Genomic DNA, 11,990 nt, shown 5'->3' with positions numbered 1-11,990 from the left:
GGATCTGAAAGGGGCCTGAAAGGCCCCTTTATGTATAATATAATGTGTTGGAAAATCCAAAGAAGATAGTGGGGGAAAAGATGAGTTCTCTTAAAAAAGAACTTTTCTGGAAGATAACAATAGCTCTTATCGTTGCATTTGTTGTGATATGTGTTCTGAGTATCTTTCAGCTTTACTTTTCCGGAATAAAAACTGCCCGTGATTTCATAAGAAACGTGAACAATACTGTGACGTCCTTCATAAACGGATATTTCAGAAAATTCTATGTTGTTGATGTTTTGAGCCGCATTCCTGAAGTACGATATGCACCTTATCTGACCGATGAGGAAAGACGAAAAGTGTTGGAAATCTACAGAATTTTCCAGGAGGCAGACAGAGATATATACTATCTGTACTCGGGATACGAGAATGGACTTCTTCTGATCAACGATTACGAACCCGCAGAAGGATACGATCCAAGAGTAAGACCCTGGTACAGAGCCGCCCTCGAATCCCGACCTAAACCCACCGGTGGGATTCCCTACAGGGAGTTCAAAACAAAAGAGCTTTTGTTTTCCGTGAGCAAGGTGATCACGGACGACGAGGGAAACGTGACCGGTGTGATATCTGTTGAAACACTCCTGGAGAGACTTTTGAGTAATTTTCCTCATTCTTTTGATAACCATGAAACTGTGACAGAACCCCAACCACTTACTATCCTCCTTCAGGGGGATAGGTTTGTTGTGGTGTTAATTATCTTATGATATAATTGAATGGGGTGATAGGTATGCATATCAAGAAGACAAGGTGGAGTCATTATAATCTGAACTATCATTTTGCGTGGATACCTAAATACCGCAGAAAAATCCTGGTCGGCTCCATAGCTGAAGAACTTGAACGAATACTCCGCAACACAGCAAAACAACACGGAATAGAAATACTGGCCCTCTCTATTCAGCCTGATCATGTTCATTTGTTTGTATCGGCGCCTCCAAGATTTTCACCGGCTGAGATAGCAAACCTGTTCAAGGGCGTTTCAGCGAGGAAACTGCTGGAGAAATTTCCAGAGCTTAGAACCAAAGAGGGCCTTTGGGCTCGAAGTTACTACGTTGGAACAGCCGGTAATGTTTCTGAAGAAACTATCAGGAGGTACATCGAGGAATGTCAAGACGTGTGATACGAACCTACAAACTCGCCGTACCAGGACACCTGAGTCAAACATGCGAAGAACTCAACCGCACAGCAGCAAGAATCTACAACAAAACGATGTCTCTTGTGCGAAAGATACACCAAAAGAAAGGCTTCTGGCTGTCCTGGCCCACCGCAGACAAATACATCCTCCGCTGGGCAGAAAACATCAAAATCCACGTCCACTCAAAGCAGGCATTTGTTCAGCTCTACTTTCAAGCCCTCAAAGGGTACTTCAAAGCAACCAAAAAGAATCCAGATGCAAAACCTCCCTACAAGAAAAAACGCTATCTGCCGTTCATATGGAAAGAAAGCGCTGTAAAACTTCTGCCAGACGGCACCCTGAGATTGTCTTTGGGCAAAGAACGAGAACCATTTGTTGTACAAACACCTCTCAAACCTCCCCTTCGCATCAAACAGACAAGACTTGTCTTTGAAGATGGATACTATCTCCACCTTGCGATAGAGGTGGAGATTGAAGAAAAGAGTGCTAATTCTGGTGTTATGGCAGTCGACCCTGGAGTGCTCCGTCCCATCACGTGCTTTGATGGAAAAGAAGTCATCAGCTACCACGGAGGGGTTCTTAGCAGCATCCTTCGCTACCGAAACAAACGCCTCGCAAGTTTTCAGTCTGCCATAGCAGAGTGCAAGAAGGGATCAAGAAGGTACAACAAGCTTGTTCGTGCAAAGAAAAGAGTCCTGAGACGGCTCAGAAACCAGATCAACGACATCATGCACAAGATCACAAGCAGTTTCATCGGACTGTGCCTCAGAAAACAAATCGGAACCATCGTGATAGGAGACGTCACAGGGATCAGAGAAAGAGCGGACTATAGCGACAATGCGAACCAGAAGATCCACCAGTGGCAGTTCAGAAAACTCATCGAGATGATAAGGTACAAAGCAGAGCAGTTCGGAATCGAAGTGGAACTCATTTCAGAAGCGAACACGAGCAAGACGTGTCCTGTCTGTGGTGCAAAGAACAAGCCGAACGGAAGAAGATACCACTGCAAAACCTGTGGTTTTGAGTATCACAGGGACGGAGTTGGAGCAATCAACATCTGGAAAAGGTATCCTGGCACAGGCCAGGTAGTAGCGGGTTTGGCCCCCGTCAGAGGTGTGAGGTTTCATCCGCACCTCTGTGGCCATGGAGCATCTTTGGCTCCATGGAAGGTGGCCTGAGAGCCACCAAGAATCCCATCCCCTTCAGGGGATTGGGAGGAGGTCAAGTGATTGCGAGGTGGGGTGGAGAAGAGTTTTTGATCCTCTGTCCTGAAACGAAGTTGAACGAAGCGGTGAGCCTCGCTGAGAGAATCAGGACTAAGATCGAGAAAGAAGTCTTTGAAAACGGCTTGAATGTAACCGTGAGTATCGGTGTTTGCGAAATGAAAGATCATGAGACAATAGACGATCTTCTCAAAGAAGCAGACGATAACCTCTATCTGGCAAAACAGCGTGGAAAAAACAGAGTGATCGGCAGATGAAGTTAAAAGATCTGTTCACCTTCTGGAAATAAATCCTTGATAGAATGGAGAAAACTGAATACAAAAGAAACGCTCTCGGGGCAGGGTGGAATTCCCGACCGGCGGTGAAAGCCCGCGAGCCCTCTCAGGAGGGTTGACCCGGTGGAATTCCGGGGCCGACGGTGAAAGTCCGGATGGGAGAGAGCGTGATGTGGAGGTTATATGGGACCCGAGAGGGTCCCTTTTCTTTTACACAGGGAGGGTGTTGTATGTATGAAACTTTCATGAAAAGAGCGATAGAGCTTGCAAAGAAAGGACTTGGAAGGGTGAATCCCAACCCACCAGTTGGTGCGGTCGTTGTGAAAGACGGCAGGATAATCGCGGAGGGTTTTCATCCCTATTTTGGAGGTCCGCACGCTGAAAGGATGGCAATAGAAAGTGCAAGAAAGAAAGGAGAAGATTTACGAGGTGCAACTCTCATAGTTACCCTTGAACCCTGTGATCATCATGGAAAGACACCTCCATGCACGGATCTGATCATAGAAAGTGGAATAAAAACCGTTGTGATTGGAACAAGGGATCCAAATCCTGTTTCGGGAAACGGTGTGGAAAAATTCAGAAATCACGGTATTGAAGTGATAGAAGGTGTTTTGGAAGAAGAGGTGAAAAAGCTGTGTGAGTTTTTCATCACTTATGTGACAAAGAAAAGGCCGTTCGTTGCGCTGAAGTACGCGTCCACCTTAGATGGGAAAATAGCTGATCACAGAGGAGATTCCAAGTGGATCACAGACAAACTCAGATTCAAGGTTCACGAGATGAGAAACATCTACTCTGCTGTTCTCGTCGGTGCTGGAACGGTTTTGAAGGACAATCCTCAGCTAACCTGCAGACTGAAAGAAGGCAGAAATCCTGTGAGGGTGATCCTCGACAGAAAGGGTGTTTTGAGTGGGAAAGTGTTCAGAGTGTTCGAAGAAAACGCTCGGGTGATCGTTTTCACAGAAAGTGAAGAGGCGGAATATCCACCACACGTGGAGAAGGCCCTGAGCGATTGTTCTGTGGAGAGTATATTGAGAAATCTGTATGAAAGGGATATCGATTCTGTCTTGGTGGAAGGCGGATCGAAGGTGTTCAGTGAATTTTTGGATCACGCAGATGTGGTTTTTGGTTTTTATTCGACGAAGATTTTCGGAAAGGGGCTTGATGTCTTCTCCGGTTATCTGTCAGATGTTTCGGTTCCTCCGAAGTTCAAAGTGGTGAACGTGGAGTTTTCCGATTCGGAGTTTCTGGTGGAGATGAGACCGTGTTCACGGGAATAGTTCAGAAGGTGGAAAGAGGGCACATCAGAGGAGAGAGGATCTTCTTCAAAAGAACGTGGGAAGTGAAACTGGGAGAGAGTATAGCGGTGAACGGTGTGTGTCTGACTGTCTCCGGGCTTTCAGAAGAAGAGTACTGGTTCGATGTGGGTGAGGAAACGAGGAGGAGAACCAATCTTTTCGTTTCTCGTTTTTACAATCTTGAAAAATCTCTGGCTCTCGGCAGCAGAGTTGAAGGACACCTGGTAACAGGCCATGTGGACGGTACCGTCAGGTTTGTCGGAATGGAAAGGCGCGGAAACAGCTATTTCATGTTCTTTTCGATGCCGTCGGAAAGATGGGCGATCGTTCCAAAAGGTTCTATCACGTTGAACGGTATCAGCCTCACCGTCGTTGAAACTTCTCTGGACACGTTCAGTGTTCAGGTGATCCCACACACGTTCGAGAACACGAACCTCCAGTATCTGGTGCCCGGAGATCCCGTTAACTACGAGATCGATATCATCGCTCGCTACCTGAAAGGGGTGATAGACCGTGGAAGAACTGAGAGAGGCTTTTGAGGAAGGAAAGCCCGTCATTTTGATCGACAGAAATAGAGAGAACGAAGCAGATTTCGTTTTTCCCGCTCAACTGATCACCGAAGACGTTGTGAGCTTTTTCGTTACATATGGAAAGGGACTCTTCTGTGTTACAGCCGACGAGGAAGATCTTTTGAAGAGAGGGTTCGTAAAACTTTCCTCGAACTACGGAGCGAACTACTTCGTGCCGGTGGACTGGGGCACTGGCACGGGGATTTCAGCGTTGGAGAGGGCAGAAACGTGCAGAAAGCTTGCAGAAGGCAGGTATTTTCATGAGTTCAGATACCCGGGTCACGTCACGGTGATAGGAGGAATCGGTTTCCAGAGACGAAAAGGACACACGGAGGCATCTCTGGAAATTTCTGAGCTCGCGGGCTTCAGCCGTCACGCCGTGATCGTGGAAATTCTGGATGAGAAGGGAAATTCTCACAATTTGGATTATGTTTTGAAGCTCTCAGAAAAATTTTCCCTCCCCGTTCTGGAGATGGACGATGTCTGGCGTGAATTTGTGAAGAGAAAGCTTCTCATGAAGAAAAAAGCAGAAGCAACACTTCCAACGGATTTCGGTGTCTTCAAGGTTGTTTCTTTCGAAAACCACCTCGATGGCAAAGAACACTTCGCAATCGTTAAGGAACCCCTCGAAGATCCCGTTGCTGTGAGAATACACTCCGAATGCGTGACCGGGGATGTTCTCTCTTCTTTGAGGTGTGACTGCGGTTCACAGCTGGCGAATTTTCTCAGATACATGTCAGCTCACGGAGGTATCCTGATCTATTTGAGACAGGAAGGGAGAGGAATCGGCCTTTCGAACAAAATTGCAGCCTATTCTCTTCAGGACAAAGGTTTGGACACGGTGGAGGCAAACAGAGTTCTTGGTTTTTCTGAAGACGAAAGAGATTACGCACCGGCAGCGCAGATCTTGAAAGCCCTTGGCATCGAAAGGGTTCTTCTCTTCACCAACAACCAAAGAAAGACGGTTGGTCTTGAAAAATACGGGATCGAAGTTGTCGAAACGAAGAGACTGTACGGAAGAGTAACACCTCACAACAGGTTCTATCTTTCGACAAAAATGAAAAAGCTCGGACACGAACTCGAAGAAATCTTCAGGGAGGTGAATTCATGAAGGTTGTTCAGGGAGACTACAGAGGAGAAGGTTTGAAGATAGCCGTAGTCGTTCCTAGGTTCAACGACCTTGTCACTTCGAAACTCCTCGAGGGAGCGCTCGACGGGCTGAAAAGACACGGTGTCTCAGACGAGAACATAACGGTTGTGAGAATTCCGGGAAGTATGGAAGCGATATACACGCTCAAGAGACTCCTCGATCTCGGTGTGCATGATGCTATAATCGTTCTCGGTGCTGTGATAAGGGGAGAGACGTACCACTTCAACGTGGTGGCGAACGAGATAGGTAAAGCAGTGGCGCAGTTCAACATGACCTCTGATATTCCTATTGTTTTCGGCGTTCTCACCACGGACACCCTTGAACAGGCCCTCAACAGAGCCGGAGCAAAGAGTGGAAACAAAGGTTTTGAAGCAGCGATGGTAGCGATCGAAATGGCAAATCTCAGAAAGAGACTCAGGAGGGATGTTTTTGAATCTGATAGCAACGGCAGGTAACGACAGAATAAGGGACTTTCTTGTGAACGACTGGTACAGATCTCTGAAGGAAAATGTGGATCTGAGCAAAACGGACGTTCTCGTCATAAACTACGGTCTCACAGGACTTCCTAAAGAGGTTATCAACTTTCCGGCTGTGGAGCGTTCTGGACTCATAAACAACACGCGTTTCATCAATCTTGCCATTTTTCTTGAGAATCATCCTGAGTACGATCAGATCCTGTTTTGTGATGGCGGAGACATCATCTTCCAGAGTGACATCTCGCACCTATTCGAGGAACACAGAGATGCTTTTCGAGCGGTTGTGGAGCAGTTGAGTCCACCCATTGATCTCGTGGTGAAGGAAGAAGACCTTGTGAATGGAAAGGAGATAAAGTCTTTTCTTTCAAACAAAAAGCTCTTCAACGTGGGTGTGATAATAGCACCAAGGGAAGGTTTCCTCGAGCTCGCAAGAACAATGGAGAGACGTCTGAAAAACATAAACGTCTGGGGTGGAGATACTGTCATTGGAAACTACGTGATCTACAAGAACCCTCATGTGGAACTTCCTTCGAAGTACAACTTCATTCCTTCAACGGCCCGAGAAAAATTCTACGTGAAAGATTCGAAGTTCTATCTCGAAAATGGTGAGCTCATTCCCATCGTTCACAACGCTGGGAGGTACAGATTTCTCAGACCGGTGAAAGATTTCGGTTACGGCCCCGGAAAGAACAGGGTAAACAAGTTCAACATATGGATGTTCAGAATGCTCTTCAGCGTGAGTAACTTTCTGAAAATGAAGTGAGGGAACTCTCCCTTACTTCGTTTTGAGGTATTTCAGTGCATCGAGTTCGTCTCCAATTATGAGAATTCCTTTCTCGATGGATCTGTAAACCTCCATCGTTCTCCAGAATTCGTAGAAGTCCTTGTCTTTTGAAAACACCTCCGCGTAGATCTTCACCGCGCTTGCTTCTCCGGTTCCCTTGATTTGCTCTGCTTTGCTTTGAGCTTCCGCGATCAGAACCTTCGCTGTTTTGTCGGCTTCCGCACGTATCTTTCTTGCCTCTTTCTCACCTTCAGCCCTGATCTGTGCAGCGATGCTGTATCTTTCCGCTTTCATTCTTTCGTACACGGCCTTTTCGTTCTCAGCGGGGAGGTCGGCGTGCTTCACCCTCACATCGACCACTTCTATGCCGAAGTCCTTCAGATCTTCTCTTGAAAGAGCCGTGACTTCCCTCAAAAGGTCTTCTCTCTTCTCGGAGATGATCTCGTCGAAGTTCGCTTTTGCGAAGATGTTCCTCACGTGTGAGTAAACCACATCGTCGATTCTTGGAAGAGCGAGCTTCACGCTCTTCAGTGATTTTATGAACGCTTCCGCATCTTTTATCCTCCAGAGAACGTACGTGTCTATCACGAGCGTTTTCTTGTCGGCGGCTATGATCTTTTCTGGTTCTATATCGTAGAGGAGGATTCTTTTATCGAATCTCACCACATTATCAACGAACGGCTGCTTGAAGTGAAGCCCAGGTTCTGTTTCCACCGCGACGATCTTTCCGAACCTCAGAACCACCGCTTGCTGTGTCTGATCCAGGACGTAGAAAGAAGAGAAAAGAAGGATCGCACCCACCACGATCAGAATGATCAGAAGAGAAATCATCCAGATTTTCATTTTCCCATCCCCTTCAGAAGGTCGGAAATGTTGAGAATGTTCAGAGAATCACCGTTTCCCACGAAGAAAACCTTGTTTTCGGATTTTTCAAGCAAAGATTGGAGAGCGTCGAGGAGCATTCGTTTTCTCGTGATATCAGGAGCCTTTGAGTATTCTTCCAGCACCTCTTCGAATCTTTTCGCTTCGCCGAGTGCTTTCAGATAAACTTCCTGAGCGTAGGCCTCTGCCTGTCTCAGTATCTCTTGTGCCTGTCCCTGGGCTTTTGGAACAACGTCGTTGGCGTATTTTCTTGCCTCGTTTATGAGACGTTCTTTGTCCTGACGAGCGTTGTTCACATCGTCGAAGGCGTCAACAACGGGATCTGGCGGGACCACTTCCTGGAGATAAACGTTTTCCACCTTTATACCGCAGTTGTAGGAATCGAGAATCTCCTGGAGCATTTGGGCAGTTTTGAATCCTATTTCATCTCTTCCTGAGGTGAGAACGTCGTCGATGCTTCTCATCGCTACCTTCTCACGAAGAACAGATTCTGTTGTGAATCTCACGATGGAATCCGCTTCTGTGATGTTGAAGGCGTAAGCGACGGGGTCTTTCACCCTGTACTGAACCACCGCTTCCACACTCACGAGGTTGTTGTCTCCTGTGATCATTATGGCTTCTTGAGGAACCGACTGGTAAGAGATCCTCTCCCCTCGTTGAATGCTTCTGAATCCTATTTCGATCTTTCTCACAGTTGTGACGTCGACGGTCACATGAGACTGAATCGGATACGGCAGGTGGTAGTGGATTCCTGAAGGAACGACCGAGGTGAATCTTCCAAAAGTCTTGAGGAGGGCGACTTCGGAGGGTCCTACCTGATACACACCGGTGAGAAAGTAGATTCCCAGCACGATGAAAACGACTATCCACACGTATTTTCGCACTCCATCACCTCCTATTTATCCACCTTCCCCTTCACAAGGTACCACAGGTAGAGATCGAACTTCCCGGGAGATTCTCCAAACGCTTCGGCGACTTTTCTGAGGATCTCTTCCACGTAGAGATATCTTTTCTTACTCCATCCTTTTGGTATCTCCTGAATCAGGCCGTGTCTTTTCATGAGTCTCAGAACGTGTTTATCCAAAATGGCGAGGTCTTCCACACCGGTGTTTCTGAGAAAGTGGCTCGCCTCTTTCCAGCCGATCCCCTTTGCGTTTCTTACTAGGAACTCTCTGGATTGAAAAGGATCACCCTTCACAAGGTTCTTCAACTTTCCCAGCAGTTTTCTGTTTTCTACTATGAACTCGGCTCTCTTTTGAGGATACCTGTGTCCAACCTCTCTCAGTTTTTCCGCGAGTTCCTCAAGGGGAAGATGCACAAAACCCTTTCCGATTTCTTTCTGCGCTCTAATTCCACCTTCCGCACTCCAGTTGGCTGTGAGAACACAGAAAGAGAGTTCACAGAAGAGATCCTCTTCTGTTCCTTCTTCGCCCAATCTTTTGAACTCTTCGAACCGCTGTTCAACGAGCGGTTTTGCTTCTTCTCGTATCCTTTCGAGTTCTTTCAGCAGTTCTTCCAAGTTCTCACTCCCACTCTATGGTTGCAGGCGGTTTTGAAGTTATATCGTAGACCACTCTGCCGACACCTTTCACTTCTCTTGTGATCCTTCTTGCTGCCTCGTCCAGTATATCATGCGGAATTCTGGACCAGTCTGCGGTCATCCCCTCCACGCTGTTCACGGCTCGAAGCGCCACCACGTACTCATACGCCCTCGCGTCACCCTTCACGCCTACGCTTTTTATAGGAAGAAGAACCGCAAACGCCTGCCACACTTTATCGTAGTAGTCATGCTTTCTGAGAGTTTCTATGAATATGTAGTCCGCTTCTCTCAGGATTTCGAGCTTTTCTTCCGTGACCTCTCCCAGCACCCTCACGGCGAGTCCAGGGCCAGGGAACGGATGCCTGTTTATGATCCTGTCCGGTATGCCGAGATACTTTCCTACTTTTCTCACCTCGTCTTTGAAGAGGTCTCTGAGGGGTTCTACCAGTTTCAGGTTCATCTTCTCTGGAAGACCGCCCACGTTGTGGTGGCTCTTTATCTTCGCAGTCGTCTTTCCGGATGCGGCGCTTTCTATGACGTCTGAATAGATCGTTCCCTGAACAAGAAATTCCACATCGTGTTTTTTCGCTTCCTCTTCGAACACTCGTATGAATTCTTCTCCTATGATCTTCCTCTTCTTCTCCGGATCCGTGACTCCTCTGAGTTTTTCGAGAAATCTCTTCCTGGCATCCACAACAACCAGATTCATGTCGAAGTGTTCCTTGAAGACTCTCTCCACTTCTTCTCGCTCGTTCTTTCTGAGAAGGCCGTGGTCCACGAAGACACACACGAGGTTCTTTCCTATCGCTCTGTGCACGAGGACCGCTGCAACGGAAGAATCTACCCCTCCAGAAAGCGCGAGGATCGCTTTTTTGTTCCCTATGGTCTCTTTGATGTGTCTTATTTTCTCTTCCACGAGGTCTCCTATCTTCCAGTTTTTCTCAAGCTTACACACATTGAAGAGGAAGTTGGAAATCATACGATCACCGTACTCGGTGTGGTGCACTTCCGGGTGGAACTGGAGCAGCCAGAACCTTTTTCCATCTGTGGCAGCGGCGATCACACCCGTTTCGGACACAGCGATCGGGTGGAACCCTTCCGGAAGCCTAACCACCTCATCGCCGTGGCTCATCCAGACGTGAACCTTCTCCGGAATTCCTTCGAATATCGGATCCCTCGAGAGCTCCACGAGGGTTCTTCCGTACTCCCCTCGTCCTCTCCTGACCTCTCCTCCTAGTTCTTTCACGATCAGCTGCATTCCATAACAAATAGCGAGTACTGGGCCTTTGTATTCTTGGAACCACTCTGGAAGCTTTGGGGCGTCCTCTTCATAAACGCTTCTTGGACCACCGGAGAGGATCACGGCGTCTACTTTTGAAAGGTCCACCTTGTCATCGGGGAAAACCACTTCGGAATAGACCTCGTTTTCTCTGATCCTTCTCGTTATGAGTCTGGAATACTGAGAGCCGTAATCCACGACGAGTACCAACTCGATCCCTCCCGGTTTCTTTTGATACTATTAAATCATATTCAGATTTAACTCAATGGAAATTTGTGTTGAAGGAAAAAGTTCTAAAATCGAAGTTCAGGAGGGATCGAATTTGATTGGAAGACTGTTCTTCCTTTTCTTGAGGATCTCCGCCCTCACCATAGGTGGAGGATACGCCATGATTCCTGTGATGAAATGGGAACTGGAAAGATCCGGTCTTTTGACGGAGAAAGAATTCTTTCGTATCATGAGCACAGCTCAGGTGGTACCGGGTCCTATCGCCTTCAACACTGCGGTGCTTGTGGGAAGGAGACTCGCAGGTATCTACGGTGCGATCGCCTCTGGATTGGCCGTTGTGCTACCACCGTTTTTCGCCATAGTTGCGGTTGCGGAAGTGATACGCACTCTTTCAGGAATCAGCTACGTTCGGAGTTTTCTGAGAGGTGCTTACGCTTCCATAATCGGACTTGTAGGGAGTGTTCTGTACCGGCTTGTGAGAAACCAGCGCTGGAATCTCTACAGAGCCATTATGATAGGAGTAGCGGTTTTCGTTCTGCTTCTCAATGGATCCCTCGTGATTCCGGTGGTCATTTTGCTCGTTCTGCTTCTGTATCTGAAGGAGGTATGAACCTTGCTGAAACTCGCCTTCATTTTTCTGAAGATCGGTTTTCTTTCTTTTGGCGGTGGATGGGCGATCGTTGGAATACTCAAGAACGAACTCGTCACCGGTGGCTTTCTCTCTCCTGAGGAGTTCTCTCAGGCGGTTTCGATCGCTCAAATGACTCCAGGTCCCGTTGCGATAAACCTGGCAACTTACACGGGATACAAATTCTTTGGTCTGATAGGTGCTGTGTTGAACACACTCGCTTTCCTTGGGGCTCCCATTCTGGTTATCACCACTGCTATTTTCCTCAGAAAATACGTGAAGCTTCAGAGAGTGAGGTTGATGAAAGCGCTCGAAGGGGCCACCACAACCCTTTTGATCGTGACGCTCCTTTCGCTTCTCAGTTCCGTTCAGAATCCTGTGTTGATCCTGCTTTCTGCTGCCGCTTTTGTGTGTTCTTTCTTCAAGGTGCACCCTCTTTTCATCATTTTTGGGTGTGGAGTGATCGGAGCGATCCTCGGTTTCTGATAAA

General features: G+C 47.5%; 15 protein-coding genes and 1 riboswitch. Of the genes, 11 read left to right on the top strand and 4 right to left on the bottom strand.

What is annotated here, in order from left to right; all coding sequences use genetic code 11:
* Nucleotides 1-80 precede the first annotated feature (80 nt).
* The 9 genes from TM_RS09325 to TM_RS09285 all read left to right on the top strand — a co-directional run bounded on the left by TM_RS09325 (nucleotide 81) and on the right by TM_RS09285 (nucleotide 6,922).
* Nucleotides 81-743 (top strand): cache domain-containing protein, encoded by a 663-nt coding sequence (locus TM_RS09325; RefSeq protein WP_004082378.1) that lies wholly within the window; start codon nucleotides 81-83, stop codon nucleotides 741-743.
* 23 nt (nucleotides 744-766) lie between these two features.
* Nucleotides 767-1,156 carry an IS200/IS605 family transposase gene (tnpA, locus tag TM_RS09320; protein WP_008194358.1) on the top strand — a complete coding sequence of 130 codons (390 nt, stop codon included), beginning with the start codon at nucleotides 767-769 and terminating at the stop codon, nucleotides 1,154-1,156.
* Nucleotides 1,141-2,349: an RNA-guided endonuclease InsQ/TnpB family protein gene (locus tag TM_RS09315; protein WP_004082376.1), complete on the top strand. Its 1,209-nt coding sequence runs from the start codon at nucleotides 1,141-1,143 to the stop codon at nucleotides 2,347-2,349. Before tnpA ends, TM_RS09315 begins: the two co-directional genes overlap by 16 nt.
* Nucleotides 2,350-2,396: 47 nt before the next feature.
* Nucleotides 2,397-2,651, top strand: a complete 255-nt coding sequence (locus TM_RS09310) for a GGDEF domain-containing protein (RefSeq protein ID WP_004082375.1) — start codon at nucleotides 2,397-2,399, stop codon at nucleotides 2,649-2,651.
* Between the two features lie 67 nt (nucleotides 2,652-2,718).
* Nucleotides 2,719-2,840: riboswitch (FMN riboswitch) on the top strand.
* 59 nt (nucleotides 2,841-2,899) lie between these two features.
* Nucleotides 2,900-3,946, top strand: a complete 1,047-nt coding sequence (ribD, locus tag TM_RS09305) for a bifunctional diaminohydroxyphosphoribosylaminopyrimidine deaminase/5-amino-6-(5-phosphoribosylamino)uracil reductase RibD (RefSeq protein ID WP_004082374.1) — start codon at nucleotides 2,900-2,902, stop codon at nucleotides 3,944-3,946.
* Nucleotides 3,931-4,503, top strand: a complete 573-nt coding sequence (locus TM_RS09300; RefSeq protein ID WP_004082373.1) for a riboflavin synthase — start codon at nucleotides 3,931-3,933, stop codon at nucleotides 4,501-4,503. Before ribD ends, TM_RS09300 begins: the two co-directional genes overlap by 16 nt.
* On the top strand, nucleotides 4,478-5,644 hold the full coding sequence (locus tag TM_RS09295) for a bifunctional 3,4-dihydroxy-2-butanone-4-phosphate synthase/GTP cyclohydrolase II (protein ID WP_004082372.1): 1,167 nt from the start codon (nucleotides 4,478-4,480) through the stop codon (nucleotides 5,642-5,644). Before TM_RS09300 ends, TM_RS09295 begins: the two co-directional genes overlap by 26 nt.
* Complete coding sequence (ribH, locus tag TM_RS09290) at nucleotides 5,641-6,138, top strand: 6,7-dimethyl-8-ribityllumazine synthase (RefSeq protein ID WP_004082371.1); 498 nt, start codon at nucleotides 5,641-5,643, stop codon at nucleotides 6,136-6,138. The genes TM_RS09295 and ribH overlap by 4 nt, the downstream gene beginning before the upstream one ends.
* Complete coding sequence (locus TM_RS09285; protein ID WP_010865411.1) at nucleotides 6,107-6,922, top strand: glycosyltransferase; 816 nt, start codon at nucleotides 6,107-6,109, stop codon at nucleotides 6,920-6,922. Before ribH ends, TM_RS09285 begins: the two co-directional genes overlap by 32 nt.
* A 12-nt stretch (nucleotides 6,923-6,934) precedes the next feature.
* Here TM_RS09285 and hflC read toward each other — a convergent pair whose 3' ends face one another.
* The 4 genes from hflC to guaA are packed head-to-tail and all read right to left on the bottom strand — an operon-like array spanning nucleotide 6,935 to nucleotide 10,854.
* Nucleotides 6,935-7,786 carry a protease modulator HflC gene (hflC, locus tag TM_RS09280; protein WP_004082369.1) on the bottom strand — a complete coding sequence of 284 codons (852 nt, stop codon included), beginning with the start codon at nucleotides 7,784-7,786 and terminating at the stop codon, nucleotides 6,935-6,937.
* Nucleotides 7,783-8,709: an FtsH protease activity modulator HflK gene (gene hflK / locus TM_RS09275; protein ID WP_004082368.1), complete on the bottom strand. Its 927-nt coding sequence runs from the start codon at nucleotides 8,707-8,709 to the stop codon at nucleotides 7,783-7,785. Before hflK ends, hflC begins: the two co-directional genes overlap by 4 nt.
* A gap of 11 nt (nucleotides 8,710-8,720) precedes the next feature.
* Nucleotides 8,721-9,344 carry an N-glycosylase/DNA lyase gene (locus TM_RS09270; protein ID WP_004082367.1) on the bottom strand — a complete coding sequence of 208 codons (624 nt, stop codon included), beginning with the start codon at nucleotides 9,342-9,344 and terminating at the stop codon, nucleotides 8,721-8,723.
* A gap of 4 nt (nucleotides 9,345-9,348) precedes the next feature.
* Nucleotides 9,349-10,854: a glutamine-hydrolyzing GMP synthase gene (gene guaA / locus TM_RS09265; RefSeq protein ID WP_004082366.1), complete on the bottom strand. Its 1,506-nt coding sequence runs from the start codon at nucleotides 10,852-10,854 to the stop codon at nucleotides 9,349-9,351.
* A 112-nt stretch (nucleotides 10,855-10,966) separates the two neighbouring features.
* On the opposite strand from guaA, the gene TM_RS09260 reads away from it, so the two are divergent.
* Nucleotides 10,967-11,482 carry a chromate transporter gene (locus tag TM_RS09260; RefSeq protein WP_004082365.1) on the top strand — a complete coding sequence of 172 codons (516 nt, stop codon included), beginning with the start codon at nucleotides 10,967-10,969 and terminating at the stop codon, nucleotides 11,480-11,482.
* Nucleotides 11,483-11,485: 3 nt separating this feature from the next.
* Nucleotides 11,486-11,986 (top strand): chromate transporter, encoded by a 501-nt coding sequence (locus TM_RS09255; protein ID WP_004082364.1) that lies wholly within the window; start codon nucleotides 11,486-11,488, stop codon nucleotides 11,984-11,986.
* The last annotated feature ends 4 nt before the right edge of the window (nucleotides 11,987-11,990 follow it).

Source organism: Thermotoga maritima MSB8, assembly GCF_000008545.1.
GTDB classification, from domain to species: Bacteria; Thermotogota; Thermotogae; order Thermotogales; family Thermotogaceae; genus Thermotoga; species Thermotoga maritima.
This window is presented reverse-complemented; position numbering and strand designations above follow the sequence as displayed.

Coding starts and splice junctions, on each gene's coding strand:
- TM_RS09325 (WP_004082378.1), top strand. CDS start 81: ATGAGTTCTCTTAAAAAAGAACTTTTCTGGAAGATAACAATAGCTCTT.
- tnpA (WP_008194358.1), top strand. CDS start 767: ATGCATATCAAGAAGACAAGGTGGAGTCATTATAATCTGAACTATCAT.
- TM_RS09315 (WP_004082376.1), top strand. CDS start 1,141: ATGTCAAGACGTGTGATACGAACCTACAAACTCGCCGTACCAGGACAC.
- ribD (WP_004082374.1), top strand. CDS start 2,900: ATGTATGAAACTTTCATGAAAAGAGCGATAGAGCTTGCAAAGAAAGGA.
- ribH (WP_004082371.1), top strand. CDS start 5,641: ATGAAGGTTGTTCAGGGAGACTACAGAGGAGAAGGTTTGAAGATAGCC.
- TM_RS09285 (WP_010865411.1), top strand. CDS start 6,107: ATGTTTTTGAATCTGATAGCAACGGCAGGTAACGACAGAATAAGGGAC.
- hflC (WP_004082369.1), bottom strand. CDS start 7,786: ATGAAAATCTGGATGATTTCTCTTCTGATCATTCTGATCGTGGTGGGT.